We start from the raw sequence: 315 nt of genomic DNA, 5'->3' as shown, positions 1-315 counted from the left end.
CGATGAAAAGCCCTTTGGCGCCGCCGCGCCAATGCCATGCGAGCAGAAACTGCGGCACGTTCCAGATCAGATAGACCCACATGATGTAGCTAAGGCCATTGCCTGCGACGCGCGCGCCGATTCCGTCGACGACCGAATACGACGCGATGAAAAATCCCGTCAACAGCGCGAACGGCACGCTCTCGCCGGAGAAGCGCATGCCGCGGCGAAACGCGAGCGAGACAATCCCGATCGACACCAGCGCGACGCCTATCGCGGCGAGCGGTTTGAGCGATTCATGCGCGAACACCAGTGCGCCGACGAAGACGAGCATCG

Annotated in this window: 1 pseudogene; it reads right to left on the bottom strand. The window is 62.2% G+C overall.

Going from position 1 to position 315, the window contains the following annotated elements:
- Positions 1-315, bottom strand: a pseudogene (locus SB822_RS55945) (EamA family transporter); the annotation flags it as partial.

The sequence above is a fragment of the Paraburkholderia sp. SIMBA_054 genome (assembly GCF_046534875.1).
GTDB lineage: Bacteria > Pseudomonadota > Gammaproteobacteria > Burkholderiales > Burkholderiaceae > Paraburkholderia > Paraburkholderia hospita.
This window is presented reverse-complemented; position numbering and strand designations above follow the sequence as displayed.